This is a genomic window from Gilliamella bombi (assembly GCF_900103255.1).
In the GTDB taxonomy this organism is placed as follows: Bacteria; Pseudomonadota; Gammaproteobacteria; order Enterobacterales; family Orbaceae; genus Gilliamella; species Gilliamella bombi.
On the sequence record NZ_FMWS01000048.1, the window covers coordinates 42,787 to 69,311 of the forward strand.

Consider the following 26,525-nt stretch of genomic DNA (forward strand, 5'->3'; position numbering starts at 1 on the left):
TAGAACTATACATCAAGGCCATATATGTACCAAAACTAGCTATTTAGTTATTGCTTTTAAGAACGGTTAACAGGTAACACTGCTTTATTTTTATGTTTTGTAAATAGTTTTGTTACAAATAAAAAGAACAAGGGAACATAAAATATTGCTAAAAATGTTGCTGTCAACATACCACCAATTACACCAGTACCTACCGCATTTTGGCTAGCGGAACCAGCACCACTATTTAATGCTAGTGGTAATACCCCTAAAATAAAGGCAAACGAAGTCATTAAAATCGGGCGTAGGCGCAGACGACAAGCTTCAAGTGTAGCATCAATCAATGATTTACCCTCTTTTTCCAAGGCATCTTTGGCAAATTCTACAATCAATATAGCATTTTTAGCAGATAACCCCATTGTCGTTAATAGTCCTACAATAAAGTAAATATCGTTATCAAGCCCTCTAAACATAGTTGCAAATACTGTACCTAAAATTCCAAGAGGAATAACGAATAAAATCGAAATCGGTACCGTCCAACTTTCATACAATGCTGCTAATGATAAAAATACAACAATAATCGAAATAATGTAAAGAGTTGTTGTTTGTGAACCTGTTTGACGTTCTTGATAAGAAATATCAGTCCAGTCAAAAGTAAATCCTTTAGGCAAATTTTTCGATAATTCCTCCATTACAGCCATTGCTTGCCCAGAACTCAGACCTGGAGCAGCTGAACCACTTATCTCCATTGCTGCCACACCATCATAACGAACCAGTGAAGGAGATCCATAAGTTTTTGTCGTAGTAGCAAACGCATCATATGGAACCATTTCACCATTTTTATTTTTAACATGCCAGTAACTAAAATCATCTGGCAACATGCGATATGGTGCATCTGATTGTAGGTATACTTTTTTAACTCGGTTATTATAAACAAAATCGTCAATATAAGCAGAACCTAAAGCTGTGGACAATACAGTATTTACTGAATTTACCGAAACGCCTAATGCTTGTGCTGCTTCAAAATCAACATTAATTTTGTACTGCGGAACATCTAGCATACTTCCCGGTCTAACTTGTTGCAGTTTAGGATGATGAGAAGCTTGACCCAACATTTGGAAAAATGCACCAACCAAAGCATCATGCCCATAACTAGCCGTATCTTTCAGTACATAAGAAAAACCATCAGTCATGCCTAATGCAGGTACCGCAGGCAAATTGGCAATAATTACTCGTCCTTCAGTTATAGTAGAAGCAAATTCCTTACCACTTTTAACTAACGAATTAATTTTTTGATCAGCTCGTTTACGCTTATTCCAATCGTTTAATCGAATAAAACCCATCCCCATATTTTGCCCACGACCAATAGGGCTATAGCCGGAAACGGTAAAAATTTCTTTAACAGAATCAGCTTTTTCTTTTGTATAATAATCAGCTGTCTTATTTAACACTGACTTCGTTTCTTCTAATGTCGAACCTGATGGCAATTCAACAATAACAAAAAGAACCCCCTGATCTTCATTTGGTAAAAAGCCAGTAGGTAAACGATTAAATCCGAATAATACCGCAACCAATATTAAAGCATAACAAACAAAAGCAATGATTGGGTTACGAATAACTTTAATAACACCCTTTTCATAAGAACGTAAACTTTTATCATAAAAACTATTAAACCATTTAAAGAAAGCTTTAGTTCCTTTTGAACTCCAACTAAATGGCGGTACTGATTCTAATTTTTCGCCCAATGAAATTTTTCTAATTTTACTTTTAGATGGAGCTTTCAAAATCTGCACACAAAGAGCAGGTGTTAATACAATAGCCATCAATACTGATAACCCCATTGCTGTTACGATGGTAATTGAAAACTGGCGGTAAATTCCACCTGCAGCACCACCATAAAATGCCATCGGCACAAATACAGCAGATAATACAACCGCAATACCTATTAATGCCGAAGTAATTTGCTCCATCGACTTAACGGTTGCATTATAAGGCGATAATCCTTCATCATGCATAATACGCTCAACGTTTTCGATAACAACAATGGCGTCATCTACCAACAAGCCAATGGCAAGCACCATTGCAAACATAGATAATGTATTAATCGTAAACCCACAGATATACAAAACAGCAAAAGTTCCTAGCAATACCACAGGTACGGTAATCGTAGGTATAAGTGTCGAACGAAGATTTTGTAAAAACACATACATTACAATAACAACCAAAATAATTGCTTCAATTAACGTATGAATTACATTACTAATCGACAATTTAACAAATGGAGTTGTATCGTATGGAAAATCATATTTAATATCTTCTGGAAAGATTTTAGATAATTCTTCTAGTTTTTTATCTACCTTATCTGACGTATCTAATTGGTTAGCTCCTGTTGCCAAATAAATACCAAGACCTGCAGATGCTTTACCATCATAATAAGAAATAAAATTATAATCAGATGCGCCAATTTCAACTGTTGCAACATCTTTTAATAAAAGATTAGAACCATCAGTATTCACACGCACTAAAATATTTTGGAATTGTTCGGGTGTTTTTAAACGTGATTGAGCTGTAATTGTCGCATTGAGTTCTTGTCCATCTGTTGATGGTAAGGCACCTAATTGCCCTGCTGTTACTTGTGCATTTTGTGCTTGAATAGCCGCAATGATTTCTTCAATTGATAAATTAAAATAGGTCAATTTATTTGGATCAAGCCAAATACGCATTGCATATTCAGAACCAAACAATTGAGTATCACCTACACCCTGTACACGTCTAATCTGATCTTGCACAGTTGAATAAACAAAATCAGCAATATCTGCCTGTGTTTTTTTAGGATTTGTTGAATAAAAACCCACAACCTTTAAAAAGTTGGTGTTATTTTTTGCAACAGAAACACCATTTTTTTGCACACTTTCTGGTAGCCTTGATTTAATACTCTCTACTTTATTTAACACTTGTACTTGAGCAAAATCGGGATTAGTTCCAGGAGCAAAGGTTAACGTCGTTTGAACAACACCTTGTGCACTACTGGTCGATTTCATATAAATTAGATTATCCAATCCAGTTAAATTCTGTTCAATCAACTGAGTAACAGTATTTTCGATGGTCTGTGCATCGGCACCTGGGTAAACAGCACTAACAGTTACAGCAGGAGGGGCAATGTCAGGATACTGCTCAACAGCTAGTAGCTTGATACATAAAGCACCTCCTAGCATCATCATGATAGCAATTACCCATGCAAAAACAGGTCTATCAATAAAAAACTTAGCCATAATTCACCTACTCCTGTTTTATTTCATACTGTTTTTTATGATACTGTCTAATTGTTCTTGTGAAAGTGTATTAGGATCTCCGACTTTTTCTACTTTCATAGGTGGATCATCTTTTTGAGGGTTTTCAACAGAAGTTAAATTAAGTAATCCAGTAATAATAACCTCTTCACCAATGTTAATTCCCTTTGTTACAACCCAATAACCACCAACTCCTGTGTATACTTGAATATCTTGTCGATACTCTACTGTATTATCAGGTTTCAAAATTTTTGCAGTATATTGCCCTAACTTATTGCTGGTAATTCCTTGCTGTGGAACAAGCACTGCATTTTTGATATAGCCTAATGTCAACTGAGGCTTAACAAACATGCCGGGTAAAATTTTCCCTTCACTATTTGTAAATTGTGACCGCAAAGTTACTGTACCCGTTGTTTCATTTACAGTCATATCAGAAAATTTTACACTACCTGGATAAGCGTATTTAGAACCATCATTAAAGTATAATTCGACATTATTACCTTTTACTGGTTCATAAATTACGTTTTCATCCTGAATATATTTATTATAACGGGTAGCCGCTTCTGTCATATCGACATAAATTGGGTCTAGTTGTTGAACTAGTGCAAGTGGTGTCGATTGACCTGCCGACACTAATGCCCCTTCAGTCACACTTGATTTACCTATATACCCATCAATTGGTGAATACACTTTTGTATATTCTAAATTGACTTTAGCTGTATGCTCAGCTGCTTGTGCAACTAATACTGCAGCTTCAGCCTGTTTAGCATCTGCAGCTGCTTTATCGTAATCTTGTTGGCTGATTGATTTAGTATTTAATAATCCAGCGTAACGCTTAAGAGTAAGTTGAGCAATATTTGCATTCGCTTTAGCGCTAGCAACACTTGCTACCGCACTATCATAATTAGCTTGATAAATAGCTGGATCTATTTGATAAAGAGATTGTCCGGCCTTAACATTCGAACTTTCATCAAACTCGCGTTTTAAGACGATACCACCTACTTGAGGCCTAATTTCAGCAATTTGAGATGCAACAACCCTACCTGGTAAACCAATTTTTAATGTATAATTCAATGGTTCCACTTTAAATACAGTTACCTTCGGTAATTTATTATTACCATTTTTTGAATTGCCATTATCACAACTTGTTAATAAAAGTAGGCTAGCACACGCCACAGGCAAGGCTAATAATAGCTTGTTAAATCTCATATAAAAATGACCTCAGTAAACTTAATAATTATTTTAATTTTTAATAATTGATCTTAGTTAAAAGTAATCGGCGATTTTACAAAAAATATGCACAGATTGTAAGTATCTTTACAAGTTAATAGCACAGAGTTCTAAAAAATAGCTAGTTAGATTATGATACTAAAAAAGTATTGCTAATTAGGATTATTGCTAGAAATAAAGTAATATAGAGTAATTGATTTTTTGTGCTATAAAGTATCTTAAATAAAATGTTATACTACAAATATCAAATATGGTTGCTTTAATGAATATTAATTCATATTGCTAATAAAGAATAAAAAATTTACATTACTGTACTCCGCAATCACTTTTTCAAAAGATGATTGAATAATTTGAGTCTATATTTAATTTAATACAGAGATGGTTATTATGGATAATTTACGTATTGTTCTAGTTGTTGTTGCATCCTTGGTCATTATTGCATTGCTCATCCATGGGTTTTGGATCAATAAAAAAGAACGTTCTTCGCTTTTTAGTTCAAATAAAAAAGGAAAATTTGAAAAAAATACTCAACAATATCAAAACTATTCTATGAATGACATAGAAGAAGATGATGATGTTATCTTACTCAAACCTAAAACAACAAAAAGCAGTGAAACCGTTGAAAACGATGTAATTATTAATGAACTCACAAAAGAGCAAGAAAAAATACCTCAACAAGAAGATTTATTTGTTGATAATGACGACAAACAAGAGATTAATGCTGAAACAACAAAAGAACCAGCTATCAATGTTGAACTTGATCTTTTTGAAGATGAACAACAACCTGATTTAATTCTTACAACGAAAGAAAAACCATCAGATACTAATAATGAAATTAACCATAACGAAGAACCCAAAAAAATAAATATTGACACTGAACAATCCACAACCGAAATTATTGTATTAAATATCACAGGCATTAACGGAAAATTATTACAAGGTGATGTGTTACTCGCTAGCATTATGCAATCTGGTTTTCAGTTCGGTGATATGAGAATTTTTCACCGCCATGTAGATCCTGCGGGTAATGGAGCAATATTATTTAGTTTAGCCAATATGGTGACACCTGGATATTTGGATCCCGATACAATGCATGAATTTACCACACCTGGTGTGTCTATTTTTATGGTTGCGCCTACAGAGGGTAACAATCAGCAAAACTTCAAATTAATGTTGCAAACAGCACAACGCATAGCTGACGATGTCAACGGTGTAGTATTAGATGATGAACATCATATGCTAACCCCTCAAAAAATAGACAGTTATAAAGAACGAATTAAAAAGGTCAGTAACGAAATTTAACCGTAGTCTTTTCAGCAAATCTTTTAAAAAATTCCACCAACTTGGATTGGTGGATAAAAATGAATATAACCTATTTATAATATTTTCCCAAACCTTCGTTTTAATAAGAGCATATAACCATGTCGCTACATAATGAAACAAAAAATTCAGTAAATACACCTGAATTGAATAAAGACATAGCGAAGCAATTGACTTCACTACGCAACCTAATTAGACATCATGAATACTGTTATTATGTCCTTGATACACCAGAAATTCCCGATGTTGAATATGATAAATTAATAAAGCAACTACAAACATTAGAACAGCAAAACCCAGATCTTATTACTCCCGACTCACCAACCCAACGAGTTGGTGGTTCCCCATTAGCCCAATTTGCATCCATTAAACATGAAATACCTATGCTATCACTAGATAATGTCTTTGATGATGCTAGCTTTATTGCATTTAACAAACGAGTTAAAGATCGTCTTCATTTAAACGATGCTGAACAGGTTGAATATTGTTGTGAGCTCAAACTTGACGGACTTGCTGTCAGTCTTCTTTATGAAAATGGTCGTTTTATACAAGCAGCAACGCGAGGAGATGGTACAACAGGAGAAGACATAACAGCCAATGTAAAGACTATCAAAACAATTCCACTAGTTCTAAGAGGCGATAACATCCCTTCTAGATTAGAAGTTCGAGGAGAAGTCTTTATGACACATAAAGGCTTCGAAAAACTCAACGCAGATGCAGAAAAGCATAACGAAAGAGTATTTGCCAATCCACGTAATGCAGCCGCTGGTTCATTAAGACAATTAGATCCTAAAATTACAGCAAAAAGACCATTAGCATTTTTTTGTTATGGTGTTGGTATTGTCGAAGGTACCACATTACCTGACACTCATTACGATCGTTTAATGCAATTTAAAGCTTGGGGGTTACCAGTTAGTAATAAAGTACAAAAACGCCAAGGGGTGCAAGCCGCTCTAGATTATTTTAAACTAATTGGTGAACAGCGTATGTCATTAGATTTTGATATCGATGGTGTAGTAATTAAAGTTAATAGTATTGAACTACAAAACGAGCTTGGTTTTGTTGCTCGAGCACCAAGATGGGCCACAGCATTTAAATTTCCAGCACAAGAAGAAGTTACAAAATTAAATAAAGTAGACTTTCAAGTTGGGCGAACAGGTGCAATTACTCCTGTAGCAAGGCTTGAACCTGTATCAGTTGCTGGCGTTATTGTGAGCAATGCGACATTACATAATAGCGATGAAATAATCCGATTAGGTATCCGTGAGGGTGACTATGTAACAATACGCCGAGCTGGTGACGTTATTCCTAAAATAGTAGCCGTCATAGTAGATAGAAGACCCGCCGACACAAAAGAAATCATCTTCCCGATACACTGCCCTATTTGTGGCTCGCAAATAGTTCGAGACGAAGGTGCAGCGATATCACGCTGTGCTGGAGGTTTGATTTGCCCTGCACAACGAAAAGAAGCCTTAAAGCATTTTGTTTCACGGCGAGCAATGAATGTTGATGGTATGGGCGAAAAAATTATTGAACAACTGGTTGATAAAGAATATGTCAAAACACCTGCAGATTTATATAAACTAAATCTACCAACACTATGTAGTTTAGATAAAATTGGGGAAAAATCTGCCAATAACTTATTAAATGCACTAGAATTATCTAAAAATACTACATTAAGCCGCTTTATATTTGCGCTTGGAATCCCGAATGTTGGTGAAGTTACTGCCGAAAATCTTGTTAACCAACTTGGTAGTTTATCAGCAATTGAGAATGCCTCACTAGAAAAACTACAATCAGTAAACGAAATTGGTGCCGTCATTGCAGAAAGCATTATTGACTTTTTTCAAGAACCACATAATCGCAATGTAATTGAACAACTAACCAGTAATGAAGTAGGCATTCACTGGCAAGATGTCATTCCACAGGTACAAGAGATCGCCATTAACTCACCTTTTTCAGGAAAAACTGTAGTATTAACTGGTACATTGTCGGTTTTAACACGAGATGAAGCCAAAGATAAATTAAAGCAACTAGGAGCCAAAGTAACAGGCAGTGTTTCGAAAAATACTGATCTAGTCATTGCAGGAGAAGCAGCAGGCTCTAAACTTAATAAGGCTCAAGAACTAGGAATAAAAGTTATTGATGAGCAAGAATTAATAAATTTACTTGATCAGTAAATATCAAATCTACTGGTACTTATTAGTAAATTGATTAGAATAACAATTATCAAATAACAAGGAGGACATTATGCCTTTACTAGACAGTTTTAAAGTTGATCACACAAAAATGAAAGCACCCTTTGTGCGAATTGCAAAAACAATGGTGACCCCAAAAGGTGACAGCATTACTGTGTTTGATCTACGCTTTACCATTCCAAATAAAAACAACCTTCCAGAAAAAGGAAATCATACATTAGAACATTTATTTGCTGGTTTTATGCGCGATCATCTTAACAGTGATAAAGTTGAAATAATCGATATTTCACCAATGGGATGTCGTACAGGCTTTTATATGAGCTTAATTGGTAATCCTAATGAGGCATTAGTTGTCGATGCATGGCTAAAATCAATGCATAACGTATTAAATGTTAAATCACAAAATCAGATTCCTGAATTGAATGAGTATCAATGTGGTACCTATAAAATGCACTCATTAGATGAAGCTAAGGCCATTGCTGAACAAATTATAAAATCTGGCATTAGCATATGCCATAATGATGAAATTGCATTAACTGATGAGCAACTTGCCCAAATTAATAATCACTAGGAGGTATCTATGCCTAATGTCGTTATAGACTTTTTAGAAGGTCGCACTGTAGAGCAAAAAAGAGAAATGGCAAAACGGGTAACTAATGCCATCGTTGAAACCCTTAACTGTAAACCAGAAGCAGTACAAATCATAATGCACGAATTATCTAAAGATCAGATTGCTAATGGTGGTGTGCTACGCAGCGATAAAAATTGATTTTAAAGGTGCCAAACAATTGACAATTATCACATAAACCTAAATTGAAATTTTTCTCTTATTATCAAGTAATAAAAACTCAAAATAATATTTTCTATTTTGAGTTTTTATTTAAACATTTTTACTATTTTGGATAAATTCAATTACAAACCAATAAGTTCTCTTAGTTAACTTAAATTTTTAGTGATTGCAATTATAGTGATGCAAATGAAGTAAGTGTCCCATTTTATTTGCTTTTGTTTCTAGATAATGCTCATTGTTTGGATTTCCACCAACTTCCAATGGCACCCGTTGTATAATTCTAATTCCTGATTGTTCAAGCACTCGTATTTTCTCGGGATTGTTGGTTAATAAGCGAATTTGTGATACACCTAATAAAGTTAGCATATCTGCGCATAGAGTAAAATCTCGTTCATCTGCCGCAAACCCCAATTGCTCATTAGCTTCAACCGTGTCCAAGCCTTGATCTTGTAGCGCATAAGCTCTGATTTTATTCAATAAACCAATATTGCGTCCTTCTTGCCGGTGATAAATTAAAATCCCTTTACCCTCCTTTGCAATTTGTTTTAAGGCTGCTTCTAACTGAAAACCACAATCACAGCGTAAGCTAAAAAGCGCATCGCCTGTTAAGCATTCAGAATGAATTCTTGTGAGAACTGGTGTATCGCCAGATATATCACCAAATACTAATGCGGCATGATCCTTTTTTGTTGCAATTTCTTCAAATCCAACAATAATGAAACACCCCCAAGGCGTCGGCAATTTCGCTTGTGCAACACGTTTTAATTGCATTATTATCTCCGTTTTCAATAACGATAAATAAGATTTTATAAAAATAAATTTATCTTCTATGCTAAAATATTAAGCAAAAGCAATTTATACTTAATTGAGTTTATAAATGAGGTTAGTAATAAAAAAAACAATAGTCTTATTGGCTATTTTCTTAGCTGTTCCTTTTACTATTATAGCCATAAATTGGCATTGGCAACCAGCAACCTTAAATAATACATCTAAATGTTTATTTTTAATAACTGAAACAGCAAGTTTTCCTTGGGGAATTATCACCTCAACAATTTTATTCATTGTATTTTGTCTGCTATTACCCCAAAAAACAAAAAAAAGAATCATATTATTATGGTTACTTCTTGTGAGTGCAATATTAAGTGGGCAAATAATTAAAAGCCTTTTAAAATCACAAACCGCTGAATCACGGCCTTATGTACTTTGGATGGCTCAGGAATATAATATTAGTGATCAACAATTTTATTCGAAATCAGGTTCAGAAAGAAAAAAAATTATTCATCAATTATTTAACAATTCATCAACAATCCCTAGTTGGTTATCAGGCCACTGGCAAAATGAAACGGGATATGCTTTTCCTTCTGGGCATACCTTGTTAGCTGTAACTTGGGCACTATTGGCCTTAATATTACTAAAATTTAGACAGCATTATGTGATAGTATCTTCTATCATTATTTGGTCAATATTAATTGAATTAAGCCGGTTATTATTAGGCATGCATAGTCCTATTGATCTAATAACAAGTATATTAATCGCATGGATAATCTCATTAATTTGCTATTTTTATGCTAGAAAATGGCATATAGTAGACAAATGATTATTAAATATTTTGAGAAAGTAACATTTACAACAAACAATATTATTTTTAGGCAATATAGTTAATAATCTAATTAACCAAATGCAAAAAGAAATTATAAGAATAGAAGAGTATAATAAACGAAAGAGTTTAACTAAAACAAAATTTAACTAAAACAAAAAAAAGAAAGGTCAACATTATGAAATTTGTTATATCAATTTTATTGATAATTATCATCTTTGCCATCTCAATAGCAATAGGATCGGCTAATGATCAAATAGTAACATTCAATTATTTGGTGGCTAAAACTGAAACCCGCTTATCAGTCTTATTAGCTATTTTATTTGGTTCGGGGTTTATTGTTGGTTGGATATTAACCGGTATTTTCTTTCTAAAATCTAAATTACAGCACTCATCAACAAAACGTAAACTAAATAAATTACAAAAAAAATATGATGAAGGCATGGCTAATAATCAGCAAATAAACACAACTAAAACTAATTAAGAATAGGTTACTATGTTTGAACTGTTATTTTTGTTACTTCCTATTGCCGCCGCATACGGTTGGTATATGGGTGACAGAAATGCAAAACAGAAACATCTAAATCAATCTAATCGGCTATCTCGTGAATATGTTGATGGTTTGAATTTTCTTTTATCAAATCAAAAAGACAAAGCTGTCGATCTTTTCTTAGACATGTTAAAAGAAGATGATGGCACACTTGAGGCCCATTTAACATTGGGCAATTTATTTCGCTCTCGAGGCGAAGTTGATCGTGCTATCCGTATTCATCAAGCGCTATTAGAAAGTTCATCTTTAACATTCGAACAGAGACTATTAGCTATTCAACAACTAGGTCGAGATTACATGGTTGCAGGATTTTACGATCGTGCTGAAGAGACATTTTTACAATTAATTGATGAAGAAGACTTTCAACAGCATGCATTACAGCAACTTATCATCATATATCAATCAACCAGTGAATGGATAAATGCCATCAACATGGCAACTAAATTGGTCAAACTTGGTAATGTAAAATACAAAACCGATATTGCACAATTTTATTGTGAATTGGCGTCAATAGCGATTGATAATGATGATCTCGATAAAGCCAATAGTCTATTACAAAAATCAGCAATGGCAGACACTAAATGTGCTCGTACTTCACTCATGTTGGGGCAAGTTCTTATGGTACAAAACAAAACTGAGCAAGCTATCAAATCTTTTCAGCAAATATTACAGCAGGACAAAGCTTTTATTGGCGAAGCATTACCTGCATTAAAAGAGTGTTACCTAAAGCTAAATAATCAATATGAATTTCAAGAATTTTTACAAATATGTGTCGATCAAGATACAGGTAATGTTGCTGAATTAATGCTTGCTGATGTTATCGAAAAAGAAAAAGGTCTAGACACTGCACAATACTATATGTATCGAGAATTACTGAAACACCCTAATTTAAAAGGTTTTTATCGATTAATGAACTATCATGTTGCTGATGCAGAACAAGGTAAAGCTAAAGAAAGCCTTTTACTTTTACGCAACATGGTTGGCGAACAAATAAAAGCGGTACCCAATTATCGATGCCAAAAATGTGGATTCACAGTTAACTCACTCTACTGGTTATGCCCTGCTTGCCGTTCATGGTCAACAATAAAACCTGTTCGTGATTTTGAACAACATTAAGATAAATAAAGAAGAGATTTTTATGTTTTTAATTGATTCTCACTGTCATTTAGATAGTTTAGACTTTAGTACTAAATCCATCAAAGATGTTTTACAAGAAGCTATCAACAATAGCGTTAAACATTGCCTAAGCGTGGCAACAACACTATCTGGCTATGAATCGATGAAACATAAGCTTACACCTTATCAAACTCAATGCTCTTTCTCATGTGGGATTCATCCACTTAATCTTGATGACGAAACCTACGATGCTGAACGCTTTCAAACCTTAGCACAAGAAGATAATGTCATTGCCCTTGGTGAAACAGGACTTGATTATTACTACCAACAAGACAACTTAGAATTACAACAAACTATATTTAAAGAACATATCCGATTAGGGCGAAAGCTAAGCAAACCCATTATTGTCCATACACGTAATGCTAAAGAAGACACTTTAAGAATTTTAAAAGAAGAGCATGTCCACTCTGGTGTTTTGCACTGTTTTACAGAAGATATCGAAACAGCAAAACAACTATTGGATCTTGGTTTTTATATTTCCTTTTCAGGGATTATCACCTTTAAAAATGCCGAGGCCTTACGCGAAGTTGCTAAATATGTTCCACTTGATCGTATTTTGGTCGAAACTGACTCACCTTATCTTGCCCCCGTGCCATATCGAGGTAAAGAAAACCAACCAGCGTATGTTCGTGTAGTTGCGCAATATTTATCTGCTTTAAAAGGTGTTTCTTTAGAGGATATAGCCCAAAAAACCACCCATAATTTTTGCCAGTTATTCAATCTTCAAGGAAAATTAAATGAATTATAAATTAACTATTGATTGGGATGATTTTTTAACAAACTATTGGCAAAAAAAACCGGTAATCTTACGCAAAGCATTTGTTAATTTTATCGATCCCATAACACCAGACGAATTAGCTGGTTTAGCGATGGAAGAAGAAATTGATAGCCGAATTGTTTCTAATAAAGATGGTGTTTGGGATGCTAAATTCGGACCATTTACTCAATACGATAACTTAGGTGAAGATCATTGGAGTTTGCTAGTACAAGCTGTTGACCATTGGCATGAACAAGCAGCGACCTTACTTAAGCCGTTTAAATGCCTTCCACAATGGCAATTTGATGATCTAATGATTTCTTACGCAACCCAAGGCGCTGGAGTTGGACCTCATATTGATAATTATGATGTATTTATTATTCAAGGCATGGGTAGCAGGCGTTGGCAAGTAGGCAATGGCGATCCAAATTATAAACAATTTAATGCACACAAAGCATTATTACATGTCGAAGAATATCAACCAATCATTGACGAAGAGCTCACCACAGGCGACATTCTATACATTCCAACAGGTTGTCCGCATAATGGTATATCCATTGGAGAATCATTAAGTTATTCCGTTGGCTTTATGACACAAACATCACAACAACTATTAAGTAGCTTTGCTGATTATGTCATTGATAACCTACCAATTAGTGTTTTTTATCAAGATCCAGATTTAAAGCTACCTAATGATCCTCATCGCATTCAACCTTATGAACTAACAAAAGTACAAAATCAAATTATCAACCTAATCAAAACACCTACATTATTTAACGATTGGTTTGGCAAATACATTACTCTACCAATGCACGATCTAAATATTGTACCAGTTGAACCACCATACAATTATGAAGAATTTGAATTATTACTAAAAGCTGGTGCAGAACTAAACCGTGTACTAAGCATTCGAATTTTTAAAGTAGGCAATTTTGGCTATATTCATGGTGAAAAAATTGACTTACCAATGCCTATCATTGATCTACTTTGTGAAACTGAAACACTTAATTACGAACAGTTGCAGGATAAAAACACACTTAAAGTCATGCTTGATCTTGTCAACAAAGGTTATTGGCACTTTGCTGAAGATTAAATAAATCAACTGCCGATAACAAAATCGGCAGATAAAACGATTGTCTAGGGCATTAAGCTTGGCTTTTTACTAGTTTTAAGTATATACTTGCCCCGCTTTAATTTACCCTCCGTTTAATCACAAATTAAACATCATAAAACGCAAATTTTAAGTAACATCTATTTTTAAAAACTAGAGGTATACATGAAAACTGAAGCAAACACAGCCTTGCAAGCAGAAAGTGAAAACGAACACACAACCCCGTATCAAAAAAGAACCCTTTTTGCATCCACTGTCGGTTACGCACTTGATGGCATGGATATGATGATTTTAGGTGTATGTTTTAGTCTAATCTCGACCAGCTTTAACCTAACTAAAGCTGATTTAGGAACCTTAACATCAGTAACCTTACTTGGCGCCGTATTAGGCGGTATTTTATTTGGTATCCTTGCCGATAAATATGGTCGAGTAAGAGTCTTTTCATGGACTATTTTAATATTTTCTCTTTTCACTGGGTTATGTGCAATTTCACCTAACTATGAATGCTTTTTAATATTTCGCTTTTTAAGTGGTCTTGGTCTTGGTGGTGAATTTGGAATTGGTATGACTTTAGTTTCTGAAAGCTGGCCTAAAAATAAACGCTCAAGAGCAACATCTATTGTAGCATTAGGCTTTCAAGTAGGTATCATTTTAGCCGCATTGACCGTTAATTTTATTGGTGAAATTTATGGTTGGCGCTGGGCTTTTGCCATGGGAGTACTACCAGCGCTATTTGTTGCTTGGACACGTAAAGGCCTAAAAGAGCCAGAAATCTGGCAAAATTTAAAAGCCCAAAATAAAAATAAAATAGCCATTGGCAAATTATTTAAAAATCCTCGAACCGTAGCAACTACAATAGGGTTAACTATTGCCTGTGCAGTACAAAATTTTGGTTTTTATGGGCTCATGGTTTGGATGCCAAATATGATTGCAACTGAACTCAAATTGCCATTCAAAAATACAATGTTCTGGACCATTTCAACAACAATTGGTATGTCATTAGGGATCTTAATTTTTGGTTGGTTATGTGATAAATTTGGTCGCCGTCCTTCTTATATCCTATTTTTATTCGTTTCGGCAGTTTCAATTTGGTTTTATTTTCATCAAACTGATATGTTTATATTAATCATATTTGGTTCAGCAATTGGCTTTTTTGTAAATGGCATGATGGGCGGATATGGTGCATTGCTTGCTGAACATTACCCAACAGATGCCCGTTCAAGTGCTGAAAATATTATTTTCAATGTAGGTCGAGGAATTGCAGGAATATCGCAAGTTTTAATTGCATATTTAGCTACTGTTTATTCAATTAGCTACGCATTAGCTTTACTGTCTGCTGCTTATTTATTATCAGCGGCTGCATTTGTATTTTTAATACCCGAAACAAAAGGTAAAGAACTAGAATAACTCAAAAAAAACAGGGTAAATCACCCTGTTTTATATCACATTAATAAATTATATCAAAAATTAAAACAAACTACTTTAGTTAGCAGTACAAGAAGCTGGCGTCAATTTAACACTAAATAATTGCTCATCATTTATATAATAATTATGACTAACACCATTTGGGAATGCATCCCTAAGTTGTTTAACTTGTGAGCTATTACTACAATAAAGTGTTTTTAGACTTTCTGTCGTCATTTTTTGAGTATCAGGAATTGATACCTCATCTTTTGAACTATCAATTACATATTTATAATTAATTAAATCATTATCTTTAGTTATATCAATCAAATTAGTTTTTGCATCAACTTTAACTGGAAGCATTTTTTTTGCTTCGTTAATAATAGTTTCTTGCAAACGACTTAATTCAGTATTTTTTGAAGAATCACCAACTGCTTTATTAGCATCAGATTTTGAATTATCACAACTACAAAGAACCAAGCTTATCAAAATTGCTGACACTGTTTTTAAACTTTTCATTATTATTCCTTTGAGTAAATTTTATAAATTACATATCGACCACTTATTTAAAAAATGGTCGATAAATTGTAAAATATCAGTGAAAAAAGTACATAAAAAATTTACAATTTAAAACAAAAAGTAAGCTTTAATAAGCCCCCACTCATTTAGTGCTGATGGTTTCTAGTATTTTTTAAGTTGATTAATGGTTATTTAGAATCACAATCACTCGGTTCCAAATCAAACGACATAATTTTCTCATTTTCAAGATAATAATTATGACTTACTCCATTTGGGAATATGAGTTTCAACGCTTCAACATTTGGGTCATTACCACAATATAAAGTAACTATCGTTTTTAATACAGATTGCTGATTTTGCTTTAGCAATATCACATCTTTAGGCAAACCTTTTATAATATATTTATAAATAAGTTTATTGTTATCTTTTGATATGTCATTGAACATCGTAAATTTATCAATCACAATGGGTAACTTTTCTTTTATACCTGCAACAACCGAATCTTGAGCAAAACTATAATCACCATCTTTTTGCTCATTAAATTCTTTAATTTTTTCAGGTGTTGATTGAGCAATAATATTTTGTCCTCTTTCAACAATATCCATATTCTCTTGAATACCAGTTCGCTGAGTACCTATAACTTTTGCTTCTGAATTGTTAAAACCAAATAATATTATCCCCATTAACATCACAAATGTTACTTTCATGCCTTTCATATTCATTCCTACCTAAGCTAATTCATCACTACCTGATATCTTTTAAAAGATAAAACTATAAAAATACAAAAACAGTAATAATAATATTAATTAACCTTTAAAAGAGCTGTAAATGAACACTATTAAGAAAGAGCGTCCAAAATAAAAAGGGCTTCAATCAGCCCTTTTATATTAATAAAATTTAACTAGTTATTCAAATTAATAAAAATATATTTAATCATCATCATCACAATCACTTGGTTTTACATCTACTGAAAATACCTTATCGTCATTGATATAATAATTATGTTTAGCTCCTCTAGGGAATACTAATCTTAAAGTCTTCATGCTAGAATCATCACCACAATAAAACGCAACCAATTTATCCTGTAAATTTTTTTGATTAGTTTTAGCCTGTAATGCATCTTTAGTGATATTATTCACAATATATTTATAATTAATTGCATTGCTATCTGACGATACATCAACTAAAGTTACACTCGAATCAATTGTTGCAGGTAATTTTGTTTTAATCGCCTTGATCATCAAACCTTGAGCAACATTATAATTACCTTCTTCAATCTTATTAAGCATCTCATCTTTTTCTGATTTTGTTTGTTCATACAAATCTTTAGCTTTATCACTAATTGCTGAGCTTACTTGCTTAACTTGGTCTTCAATTTTTGCATTTAATTGGCTAGCCTTATCACCAATTTCTGAGCTTAATTGATTGGCTTTATCGCTAATTTCTGCACCTGTTTGATTAGCCTTGTCACTTACTTCTGAACTTGTTTGTTTGGCTTGTTGTTCAATATCATCAGTTTTTGATTTTGAATTATCACAATTGACTAAAAAAAGCCCTAACACTACTAAAGTGATCACTTTAAAAAGTTTCATTTTTATTCCTTTTTTATTTAATTTTTTAACTACCATGAATTAACTCATAATAACCATTTTATTTTAAAAGTTAATTTTATCTAATGTTAATAGTAAAAGAGTTTAAATAAACTCTTTTACTATAACAAATATCAATTAGTTAATATGCATACCACCTGTAACACCATAAGTTTCGCCAGTTGTATAACTTGATTCTTCAGATGCTAAGTGCACATAAACACCAGCAAGTTCAACAGGTTGGCCAGCTCGTTGTAAAGGAGTTTGTTTACCAAATTCAGGAATAGCGTCACTTGGTTGACCTCCACAAATTTGTAATGGAGTCCAAACTGGACCTGGGGCAACAGAATTTACACGAATACCTTTATGACCTAATTGTTTAGCTAATCCACGTGTAAATGCAATAATAGCTGTTTTAGTTGAAGCATAATCTAATAAATTACTGCTAGGCTGATAAGCCTGAACAGATGAAGTTGTAATAATGGTTGATCCTGGTTTTAAGTAACCTAAAGCCGCTTTAGTTAACCAAAAAAGCGAAAACACATTAACTTCAAAGGTTTTCTTAATTTGCTCGGTAGTAAGTTCCATAATATCTTCAACAGCAACCTGCTTACCAGCAACCAATGTCAAATTATCCAATCCACCTAATTGATGGTGTGCCTCTTCAACTAATTTTTTACAAAAAGTCTCGTCACTCAAATCACCGGGGATCAATACAGCTTTGCGCCCAGCCGCTTGAATAACCTTAGCAACATCTTCCGCGTCTTTTTGCTCGAAAGGAAGGTAATTTATTGCTACATCAGCACCTTCTTTAGCATAAGCAATCGCTGCCGCCCGACCAATACCAGAATCGCCACCAGTAACAAGCATTTTACGTCCTTCTAAGCGGCCATGGCCTTGATAGCTTTTTTCACCACAATCAGGAGTTGGGGTCATTTCACACTGTAAAGCTGGTGCAACTTGTGTTTGTTTTGGGAACTTATCATGATGATATTTGGTAAGTGGATTATAGATTTGTTTGCTCATAATTTTCTCCTAAGTTAAACATGTATTTGAAAACAAATTCGATATAACTTAAATGAAATCAATTAATAATCACAAAATCCTATTGATAAACCTATTTTAATCTTTAAAATAACTAATTAATTCAATAAATTATATTTACTGACAACAAAAATTAGAATATTCTTTTTTAAACTTAATAGCATTGCTCAATATCATCCCCAAAGATTTTTAAACAAACAAAAAGTGAGGCTAATAATAAACAAAGGCGGCTTTCTATGATTGGCTTGGTGAGGTCATTGAAATTAGTAAAGCCGAAACCTTAAATATTGCATAATCTTGCACTGAACTAAGTGTATCAAATTAACATATACGAAGCTAGTAAAAGAAAATTTAAAAAACAGATTGCTTTTATTTACAACATATTGATTTTAGATAAATTATTATGATTTTTTTATTATTTATATCGTAGTGATAGTTAACACCATTTAGAAAATTTTTTAAGCTCATTCATCTCATTACTATTTTCACAATATGCGTTAAGTAATTTTTGAAGGATTGGATCATTGACTGAACTTTGAGAATCATTAAGATCACCATTTTCCCAATCCGCAGTAGATGCATCTTGTGAAGTTTTTTAGCGTTATCAAAGTTTATTAAAACCAATTTAAAAATAACAAAAATAATTAGTTGCAATATTTTCATACTGATATCTTTTTTTAAATATTTGATATTTCTTTATATTACTTATATTTATTTTTTATACACTGACATTGCAAAAACATCAGACCAAACTATTAAAACCGATATTTTTATACTAAAACACAGTGTTTCCTGAAACTTTTTCACAAACTATTTGTGCTAAATAGCAAAAGCAATAAAAAACTGTTGCACTTTTTTTAAAAACGAGTATTTTGTTAAAAATATTTTAAAAAATGATAAAAAGTTAATCATCCAACATTATGAAATTTTCACTCAAAATCGTCCTCATCAATATTATTGTCAGCGTGGTCATTATTCCTGCGCGGGGGCGTTTTTGAATAAAAAATATGTTTATACATAAATCAGAAAACCCCCGCTCCCAAAAAGCGGGGGTTTTTTTATGGTTAATGGATAGGTAAAGTACAAGCGAGGAATAAATGTTAGGAACACAGTGGATAGTAAAAACCTTAAAAGAAAAAGGCGTAACCATCGTTTTTGGATATCCTGGTGGACAAATTATGCCTCTATACGATGCACTTTATGACGGGGGTATTGAACATGTACTATGTCGTCATGAACAAGGTGCTGCCATGGCGGCTATTGGTTATGCTCGTGCAACAGGAAAAACTGGTGTTTGCATTGCCACCTCGGGTCCTGGTGCAACAAATATCATTACAGGTCTTGCTGATGCTTTGATTGATTCAGTGCCGATTGTTGCTATAACTGGTCAAGTACCAACCAAGCTTATTGGTACAGATGCTTTTCAAGAAGTTGATGTTTTAGGATTATCTCTTGCTTGCACCAAACACAGTTATTTAATCGATGATGCACACGATTTACCCAATATATTAGAAGAGGCGTTTAACTTAGCCAATTCGGGAAGACCGGGACCAATATTAATTGATGTTCCCAAAGATATACAGCTTGCAAACCTAGATTATCATAACTATTTAACACCATCCTCATTAAAAATTGCACAGAATAAAACTCAACTATACCCAATCTTGCCTGATGATATAAAACAAGCCAAACAAATGATCACCCAAGCCCAAAAACCAATGCTTTACATTGGTGGAGGTGTTGGGCTTTCAGGCGCAATATCCGAACTTAGAAGCTTTATGGAATTAACACAAATTCCAAGTGTATCAACATTAAAAGGGCTTGGTGTTGCCGATATTAATAATCCCTATTATTTAGGATTAGTCGGCATGCATGGAGCAAAAGCAGCCAATTTAGCAGTGCAAGAGTGTGACCTACTAATTGCCCTAGGAGTGCGATTTGATGACAGGGTTACCGGCAATCTTAATGAATTTGCACGACATGCTAAAGTACTTCATATTGATATCGATCAAGCTGAAATCAACAAATTACGCCAAAGCCATTTAGGATTACAAGGCGATATAAAGCAAGTTTTACCACTACTAAATCAAACAGTTTCAATTGATAACTGGCATAAAAAAATTAATCAACTAAAAGCACAATACCCAACTCGCTATGATCACCCTGGTGAAGCTATTTATGCGCCAACTTTATTAAAAACTATCTCTGAGCGAAAATCAGCTAATACTATTGTCACTACCGATGTGGGACAACACCAAATGTGGACAGCACAACATATGTGCTTTAATCACCCTCAAAACTTCATTACATCAAGTGGGCTTGGCACAATGGGATTTGGTTTACCATCGGCCGTTGGCGCACAGATGGCAAGACCCAATGACTGTGTAATTTGTGTATCAGGTGATGGATCTTTCATGATGAATGTCCAAGAATTGACTACTATAAAACGTAAAAAATTGCCAATAAAAATTGTATTAATTGATAATCAACGCCTAGGTATGGTTCGCCAATGGCAAGAATTATTTTTTAACGAAAGATACAGCGAAACAAATTTATCAGATAATCCCGACTTTTTAATGCTAGCTAAAGCATTTGATATACCTGGGCAAACTATCAACAAAAAGTCACAAATCGATACTGCGCTCGATAACCTATTTAATTCAAAAGGTGCTTATCTTTTACATGTATGCATAAATGAATTAGAAAACGTATGGCCACTGGTACCACCTGGAGCAGCAAACGAAAACATGCTAGATAGAAGTTGTGAGGAGTAAGCAATGAACGAACAAACACAATACCAATTAGTCATAAAAGCTTATGACAAATTGGGGGCACTTGAACGTATATTACGGGTTATCCGTCATCGGGGTGGTTATATTAAATCAATGCAAATGCAAACAGTTGAAAACAACATACTAATTATGACATTAATATTAACCACCGAAAGAGCGTTTTCGACACTACAAAATCAAGTAGCAAAATTAGAAGATGTAATAGTAATTGAGTAATAATGATCTCAAACAACTTATTATTAAATAATAATTTAAATCAAAGATGGTAAACAATTTAACAGTTAAATAAACAAATAAGTGTAGTATAATGCTTGACCGTTAAAACAAAAATACCGAAAGCAAAGTACATGCTTAACAAATTGAAAAATAAAGAGGGAAACAAAATGAGTTCTACAGCAAAATCTGATTATATTTGGTTGAATGGTGACATGATTCCATGGGCAGATGCAAAAGTTCATGTAATGTCACATGCTTTACATTATGGAACTTCAGTATTTGAAGGTGTACGTTGTTATGACACTCATAAAGGTCCTGCCATTTTTCGCCACAAAGAACATGCACAACGGCTGTTAAATTCAGCAAAAATTTATCGTTTCCCTGTACCTTATTCTCTTGATGAAATCATGGAAGCTACACGTCAAACCATTAAAAAAAATAATTTAAAAAGCGCTTATATTCGCCCATTAGTCTTTATTGGTGATGTGGGTATGGGCGTTAACCCACGTGAGGGTTATAAAACCGATGTTATGATAGCGGCATTTCCATGGGGGGCTTATCTAGGCGAAGAAGCATTAGACCAAGGTATTGATGCAATGGTCTCATCTTGGCATCGCGTTGCATCAAATACAATTCCTGCCGCTGCTAAAGCAGGTGGTAACTATTTATCATCATTATTAATTGGTTCTGAAGCGAGAGCAAATGGCTTCCAAGAAGGTATTGCGTTAGATGTTCATGGTCACTTATCTGAAGGTGCTGGTGAAAATCTCTTTATTATTAAAGATGGCATTTTATACACTCCGGTTTTATCGTCATCGGCGCTACCTGGTATTACACGTGATGCAGTATTAACGCTAGCACGTGACATTGGTATTGAAGTGCGAGAACAAACACTATCACGCGAATCACTTTATCTGGCAGATGAAGTCTTTATGACAGGTACTGCAGCTGAAATCACACCTGTGCGCAGTGTTGACCGCATCCAAGTTGGCATTGGCCGTTGTGGTCCAATCACCAAACAAATCCAACAAACATTCTTTGGTTTATTTAATGGTAAAACTGAAGATAAATATGGTTGGTTAGATCTTGTTAAATAATAAATAAAATCAAAAATCCGCCAACCATGTTGGCGGATGACTTTTTAACTTGGTGATTAATATTAAAAACTACAAACCGTTAAACACGGTTACTTGCATAAAATTGGGAGCAGGAAATGCCTAAATATCGTTCAGCAACCTCGATCGAGGGTAGAAACATGGCTGGTGCCCGCGCATTATGGCGTGCAACTGGCGTTAAAAATGAAGACTTTGGTAAACCCATCATTGCGGTGGTTAACTCATTCACACAATTTGTACCAGGACATGTCCACTTAAAAGACATTGGACAACTAGTTGCCAAACAAATTGAAGCATCGGGTGGCATTGCCAAAGAGTTCAATACAATCGCAGTTGATGATGGTATTGCCATGGGACATGGTGGAATGCTTTACTCACTTCCTTCAAGAGAACTCATTGCTGATTCTGTCGAGTATATGGTTAATGCACACTGTGCCGACGCCATGATCTGTATTTCTAACTGCGACAAAATCACACCGGGAATGTTAATGGCTTCGCTTCGTTTAAATATCCCAACCATTTTTGTTTCAGGTGGACCGATGGAAGCAGGCAAAACCAAACTATCTGACCAAATCATTAAATTAGACTTAGTTGACGCAATGATTCAAAGCGCTAACCCAAATGTTAGCGACGCAGATAGCAAAGCCATCGAAGAATCAGCTTGCCCTACTTGTGGTTCTTGCTCAGGCATGTTTACAGCTAACTCAATGAACTGCTTAACTGAAGCATTAGGACTTTCATTACCGGGCAATGGTTCACTTATTGCCACTCACAAACAACGTGAACAACTCTTTTTAAACGCAGCTAAACGCATTGTTGAAATCACCAAACGTTATTATGAACATGATGATGTATCTTACCTGCCTCGTTCAATTGCAACAAAAGCGGCATATGAAAATGCTATGTCATTAGACATTGCTATGGGTGGCTCGACCAATACCGTATTACATTTGTTAGCTACTGCACAAGAAGGCGAAATCGACTTTACCATGTCAGATATAGATAGATTATCGCGAAAAGTCCCACATTTATGTAAAGTAGCGCCAAGTACAGCACAATATCATATGGAAGATGTTCATCGAGCTGGTGGTGTTGTGTCAATTATGTCAGAACTAGATAAAGCAGGATTACTAAATCGCAATGTACACAATGTTCTAGGACTAACATTACAAGAAACTTTCACCAAATACGACATAACTCAAACTACCGACGAAGCAGTAAAAAAAATGTATCGTAGTGGACCTGCAGGCATTCGCACCACTAAAGCTTTTTCACAAGATTGCTATTGGGATTCACTTGACGATGACCGTGTAAATGGTTGTATTCGTGATAAAGCTCACGCCTATAGTCAAGACGGTGGACTTGCAACACTCTATGGTAATGTTGCACAAGATGGCGCAATTGTTAAGACCGCAGGCGTTGCTGCTGAAAATTTAATTTTCCGAGGTCCAGCAAAAGTATTTGAAAGCCAAGAAGATGCTGTTGATGGCATATTAGGAGGCAAAGTGGTTGAAGGTGATGTCGTTGTCATCATTTATGAAGGACCAAAAGGCGGACCGGGTATGCAAGAGATGCTCTACCCAACCAGTTATTTAAAATCCATGGGTCTAGGCAAAAAATGTGCATTGATAACAGATGGACGTTTTTCTGGTGGTTCCTCTGGCTTATCGATTGGTCATATTTCTCCTGAAGCAGCAAATGGCGGCGTTATAGGTCTTGTTCGTGATGGTGATATTATTGATATTGATATCCCAAATCGTAAATTAGTACTTGATGTCCCAACTTCTGAACTTGAACGTCGACGAGTTGCAGAACTAGAACGAGGTGAAAAAGCATTTACGCCTCATAATCGAGATCGTTACGTCTCATTTGCGCTTAAAGCTTACGCCAGTTTAGCAACAAGCGCAGACAAAGGTGCCGTACGAGATAAAAGTAAATTAGGTGGCTAATTGTGAAACAAGAAAATACTCAACTTACCGGTGCAGATTATTTAAAAGCAACGCTTTGTAGCGCCGTATACGATGTGGCAGAAGTAACTCCACTTGAAAAAATGGAAAAAATATCGGCAAGAATACACAATCAAGTTTTTGTCAAACGCGAAGACCGCCAACTCGTCCACAGTTTCAAAATCCGTGGAGCACAAGCCATGATAGCCAGCTTAAGTGAAGAAGAACGCAAATGCGGCGTTATTGCTGCGTCGGCTGGCAACCATGCGCAAGGAGTGGCTTTTTCGGCTACAAAATTAGGCATCAGTTCTTTAATTGTTATGCCACTAACAACTGCCGATATCAAAGTTGAAGCTGTAAAAAGTTTTGGTGGTGAAGTATTACTTTATGGTGCCAACTTTGACGAAGCCAAAGCCAAAGCAATGGAACTGGCTAAAGAACAAAATCGCATCTTTATTCCACCATTTGATCATCCATTAGTAATTGCTGGGCAAGGCAGTATTGCTATGGAACTATTACAACAAAATGCTAAACTCGACCGAATCTTTGTACCTGTTGGTGGTGGTGGGCTTGCCGCAGGCATTGCAGTATTAATCAAACAAATCATGCCATCAATCAAAGTTATTGCTGTTGAGCCTAAAGACTCGGCTTGCTTAAAAGCTGCATTAGATGCAGGTCACCCTGTTGATTTAGAGCGTGTTGGACTCTTTGCTGAAGGCGTTGCTGTCAAACGAATTGGCGATGAAACATTCAGACTTTGCCAACAATATATTGATGATATTATTACCGTGAATAGCGACGAAATTTGCGCGGCAGTGAAAGACTTATTTGACGATGTACGTGCAATAGCTGAACCATCTGGCGCAGTAGCATTAGCTGGACTAAAAAAATATGTCGATCAGCATAACATCTGTGGTGAAAAACTTGCTCATATACTGTCAGGCGCTAATTTAAACTTCCACAGCTTGCGCTATGTATCAGAACGCTGTGAATTAGGCGAAAAACGTGAAGCGCTATTAGCAGTCACCATTCCAGAAAAGAAAGGCAGTTTTTTAAGTTTCTGTCAGCTATTAGGTGGATGCGCAGTAACCGAATTTAATTACCGCTATCATGATGAAAAATCTGCTTGTATTTTTGTGGGAATAAAAATCTCGAAAAGTGAAGAAAAAGATGAAATTATGCAAGAACTTGCCGCTGCAAAATACCCTGTAGTGGATCTAACCGAAGACGAAATGGCAAAACTACATGTACGCTACATGATTGGTGGCAAACCTTGCAAACCGCTTCAAGAACAAGTATACAGTTTTGAGTTCCCTGAATCGCAAGGAGCGTTGCTTAAATTCTTACAAACGTTAGGGACTAATTGGAATATATCAATGTTCCACTATCGTAGTCACGGTACCGATTATGGGCGTGTACTTGCTGCGTTTGAAATCGACGAATCAACCCTTAACCAGTTTAATCAACACCTAACTGAACTCGATTATGGTTTCCACAACGAAACACATAATCCTTCGCTTAAACTGTTTTTAACCAATCAAGGTTAAAATTAGTAACAACTATTCACCTATAAGGTGGATTAGCGAAGAGTACTTTTTTGTTGTAGTAAGTTTTATTTTTTAGAAAAGCGCTTTTGCTACTCAGTTGCAAAAGCGCAAGGACCGCAGACTTTGTCTTCTATATGCTCCTATGTATTTGTTGATGGCGTTGTAATACTGATCCTCGCCAAAATATTAGACAGTGCCCGCCTCTATCATTTTTTCGTTTTGGTAATATTGTTGTTCATATTGTTCAGGTGATACCCAGCCATTGGCTGAATGACGGCGTATCCGATTATAATAGATTTCAATATATTCAAATAGTGCTTTATTAGCCTGCTTCCTCGTTTTGTAGTAACAGTCA

At 34.8% G+C, this 26,525-nt stretch carries 24 protein-coding genes; 15 read left to right on the top strand and 9 right to left on the bottom strand.

The features are described from left to right. Positions 1–56: 56 nt before the first annotated feature. Together B9N71_RS09270 and B9N71_RS09275 are read right to left on the bottom strand one after the other, a co-directional pair. Positions 57–3,251 carry an efflux RND transporter permease subunit gene (locus B9N71_RS09270; RefSeq protein WP_085165702.1) on the bottom strand — a complete coding sequence of 1,065 codons (3,195 nt, stop codon included), beginning with the start codon at positions 3,249–3,251 and terminating at the stop codon, positions 57–59. An 18-nt stretch (positions 3,252–3,269) separates the two neighbouring features. Next, positions 3,270–4,478, bottom strand: a complete 1,209-nt coding sequence (locus B9N71_RS09275; protein WP_085165704.1) for an efflux RND transporter periplasmic adaptor subunit — start codon at positions 4,476–4,478, stop codon at positions 3,270–3,272. Positions 4,479–4,886: 408 nt separating this feature from the next. Between B9N71_RS09275 and zipA the strand changes: the two genes are divergently transcribed. The 4 genes from zipA to thmT all read left to right on the top strand — a co-directional run bounded on the left by zipA (position 4,887) and on the right by thmT (position 8,786). Further along, positions 4,887–5,801, top strand: coding sequence for a cell division protein ZipA (zipA, locus tag B9N71_RS09280; RefSeq protein ID WP_167370088.1), 915 nt, complete (start codon positions 4,887–4,889; stop codon positions 5,799–5,801). A gap of 119 nt (positions 5,802–5,920) precedes the next feature. Next, on the top strand, positions 5,921–7,999 hold the full coding sequence (gene ligA, locus B9N71_RS09285) for an NAD-dependent DNA ligase LigA (protein ID WP_085165709.1): 2,079 nt from the start codon (positions 5,921–5,923) through the stop codon (positions 7,997–7,999). Between the two features lie 70 nt (positions 8,000–8,069). Next, positions 8,070–8,588: an S-ribosylhomocysteine lyase gene (luxS, locus tag B9N71_RS09290; protein ID WP_085165711.1), complete on the top strand. Its 519-nt coding sequence runs from the start codon at positions 8,070–8,072 to the stop codon at positions 8,586–8,588. A gap of 9 nt (positions 8,589–8,597) precedes the next feature. Beyond that, positions 8,598–8,786, top strand: coding sequence for a 2-hydroxymuconate tautomerase (thmT, locus tag B9N71_RS09295; protein ID WP_085165713.1), 189 nt, complete (start codon positions 8,598–8,600; stop codon positions 8,784–8,786). A gap of 180 nt (positions 8,787–8,966) precedes the next feature. On the opposite strand, the gene ribA is transcribed toward thmT, so the two are convergent. Together ribA and B9N71_RS13355 are read right to left on the bottom strand one after the other, a co-directional pair. Further along, positions 8,967–9,578, bottom strand: coding sequence for a GTP cyclohydrolase II (gene ribA / locus B9N71_RS09300; protein WP_085165715.1), 612 nt, complete (start codon positions 9,576–9,578; stop codon positions 8,967–8,969). A 90-nt stretch (positions 9,579–9,668) separates the two neighbouring features. Then, entirely contained in the window at positions 9,669–9,869 is a 201-nt protein-coding gene (locus B9N71_RS13355; RefSeq protein WP_244178544.1) for a hypothetical protein, read from the bottom strand. A 64-nt stretch (positions 9,870–9,933) separates the two neighbouring features. On the opposite strand from B9N71_RS13355, the gene B9N71_RS09305 reads away from it, so the two are divergent. The 6 genes from B9N71_RS09305 to B9N71_RS09330 all read left to right on the top strand — a co-directional run bounded on the left by B9N71_RS09305 (position 9,934) and on the right by B9N71_RS09330 (position 15,405). Next, positions 9,934–10,404 carry a phosphatase PAP2 family protein gene (locus B9N71_RS09305; protein ID WP_370738310.1) on the top strand — a complete coding sequence of 157 codons (471 nt, stop codon included), beginning with the start codon at positions 9,934–9,936 and terminating at the stop codon, positions 10,402–10,404. 178 nt (positions 10,405–10,582) lie between these two features. Further along, entirely contained in the window at positions 10,583–10,888 is a 306-nt protein-coding gene (locus B9N71_RS09310; RefSeq protein ID WP_034914045.1) for a LapA family protein, read from the top strand. A 12-nt stretch (positions 10,889–10,900) separates the two neighbouring features. Continuing rightward, positions 10,901–12,070 carry a lipopolysaccharide assembly protein LapB gene (gene lapB / locus B9N71_RS09315; protein WP_085165716.1) on the top strand — a complete coding sequence of 390 codons (1,170 nt, stop codon included), beginning with the start codon at positions 10,901–10,903 and terminating at the stop codon, positions 12,068–12,070. Between the two features lie 22 nt (positions 12,071–12,092). Further along, positions 12,093–12,878, top strand: a complete 786-nt coding sequence (locus B9N71_RS09320) for a YchF/TatD family DNA exonuclease (RefSeq protein WP_085165718.1) — start codon at positions 12,093–12,095, stop codon at positions 12,876–12,878. Continuing rightward, positions 12,868–13,980: a ribosomal protein uL16 3-hydroxylase gene (locus tag B9N71_RS09325; protein ID WP_085165720.1), complete on the top strand. Its 1,113-nt coding sequence runs from the start codon at positions 12,868–12,870 to the stop codon at positions 13,978–13,980. The genes B9N71_RS09320 and B9N71_RS09325 overlap by 11 nt, the downstream gene beginning before the upstream one ends. Positions 13,981–14,163: 183 nt before the next feature. After that, positions 14,164–15,405, top strand: coding sequence for an MFS transporter (locus tag B9N71_RS09330; protein WP_051634280.1), 1,242 nt, complete (start codon positions 14,164–14,166; stop codon positions 15,403–15,405). Positions 15,406–15,480: 75 nt separating this feature from the next. On the opposite strand, the gene B9N71_RS09335 is transcribed toward B9N71_RS09330, so the two are convergent. The 4 genes from B9N71_RS09335 to B9N71_RS09350 form a co-directional block, all read right to left on the bottom strand. Further along, positions 15,481–15,921 carry a hypothetical protein gene (locus tag B9N71_RS09335; protein ID WP_085165721.1) on the bottom strand — a complete coding sequence of 147 codons (441 nt, stop codon included), beginning with the start codon at positions 15,919–15,921 and terminating at the stop codon, positions 15,481–15,483. Between the two features lie 188 nt (positions 15,922–16,109). Next, positions 16,110–16,637, bottom strand: coding sequence for a hypothetical protein (locus tag B9N71_RS09340; RefSeq protein WP_085165723.1), 528 nt, complete (start codon positions 16,635–16,637; stop codon positions 16,110–16,112). Positions 16,638–16,850: 213 nt separating this feature from the next. Then, positions 16,851–17,513, bottom strand: coding sequence for a hypothetical protein (locus tag B9N71_RS09345; RefSeq protein WP_143422103.1), 663 nt, complete (start codon positions 17,511–17,513; stop codon positions 16,851–16,853). 135 nt (positions 17,514–17,648) lie between these two features. Continuing rightward, the gene (locus tag B9N71_RS09350; protein WP_065589309.1) at positions 17,649–18,536 is read right to left on the bottom strand and encodes an SDR family oxidoreductase; all 888 of its coding nucleotides are present in this window, start codon (positions 18,534–18,536) and stop codon (positions 17,649–17,651) included. Between the two features lie 1,115 nt (positions 18,537–19,651). Here B9N71_RS09350 and ilvG point away from each other — a divergent pair. From ilvG to ilvA, 5 genes are all read left to right on the top strand, one after another. After that, on the top strand, positions 19,652–21,328 hold the full coding sequence (ilvG, locus tag B9N71_RS09360) for an acetolactate synthase 2 catalytic subunit (protein WP_085165726.1): 1,677 nt from the start codon (positions 19,652–19,654) through the stop codon (positions 21,326–21,328). A 3-nt stretch (positions 21,329–21,331) separates the two neighbouring features. Further along, positions 21,332–21,562 carry an acetolactate synthase 2 small subunit gene (gene ilvM / locus B9N71_RS09365; protein ID WP_065635496.1) on the top strand — a complete coding sequence of 77 codons (231 nt, stop codon included), beginning with the start codon at positions 21,332–21,334 and terminating at the stop codon, positions 21,560–21,562. 167 nt (positions 21,563–21,729) lie between these two features. Beyond that, positions 21,730–22,659, top strand: a complete 930-nt coding sequence (locus B9N71_RS09370) for a branched-chain amino acid transaminase (protein ID WP_085165727.1) — start codon at positions 21,730–21,732, stop codon at positions 22,657–22,659. Between the two features lie 116 nt (positions 22,660–22,775). Beyond that, the gene (ilvD, locus tag B9N71_RS09375) at positions 22,776–24,626 is read left to right on the top strand and encodes a dihydroxy-acid dehydratase (protein WP_034914009.1); all 1,851 of its coding nucleotides are present in this window, start codon (positions 22,776–22,778) and stop codon (positions 24,624–24,626) included. 2 nt (positions 24,627–24,628) lie between these two features. Next, positions 24,629–26,170 (top strand): threonine ammonia-lyase, biosynthetic, encoded by a 1,542-nt coding sequence (gene ilvA, locus B9N71_RS09380; protein WP_085165728.1) that lies wholly within the window; start codon positions 24,629–24,631, stop codon positions 26,168–26,170. A 186-nt stretch (positions 26,171–26,356) separates the two neighbouring features. On the opposite strand, the gene B9N71_RS09385 is transcribed toward ilvA, so the two are convergent. Beyond that, positions 26,357–26,525 (bottom strand): IS3 family transposase (locus tag B9N71_RS09385; protein WP_143422105.1); only part of this gene is annotated, 169 nt, incomplete at its 5' end.